1 protein-coding gene is annotated in these 512 nt (G+C 73.4%); it reads right to left on the minus strand.

From position 1 onward, the window contains the following. Positions 1-180: 180 nt before the first annotated feature. Positions 181-512, minus strand: a 332-nt coding sequence (locus AC1DUE_RS20160; RefSeq protein ID WP_477041187.1) for an MFS transporter, incomplete at its 5' end; no start/stop codon positions are given.

The following is a 512-nucleotide window of genomic DNA, read 5'->3' on the forward strand; positions in this document are numbered from 1 at the left end:
GGGTCGTCCTGCTCCACTACCGGCGTGCCGAGGAGATCTCCGCGGCAGGACGATGACCTCCCGCGCGGACTCCCGTCTGCGGGGAGACACCGCGCGCCGGCACCGCGGCCCGGGCACTGATCGCACCGCACAGCACCGGGCGGGCCGCCGACGACGTCGCGAGCGCGGTGCGCGGGGCGGTCAGGGGGAGATCTCCTCCAGCGGCCGGTTGGCCGTCTCCTCGGCGAGGACGCCCGCCACCACCGCACCGGCCAGCGCCACCGCACCGAGCATCACGAAGACCGCGGCGACGTTGTTCCCGGCGCTGTAGACCACGCCGACCAGGATCGGGCCCAGGATCACACCGAGGCGATTGACCGCGCCACCGACACTGCAGCCGAGGGCGCGCATCCGGGGCGGGTACAGCTCCGGCGTGAACAGGTACACGCAGATGTGGGAGCCGAAGAAGCCGACGGCCGACAGCGAGGTCCAGATCAGGACCTGGACGGGGGGGTGGGCGCCGAGTGCGGCCA

The sequence above is a fragment of the Cellulomonas sp. P4_A2 genome (assembly GCF_056402515.1).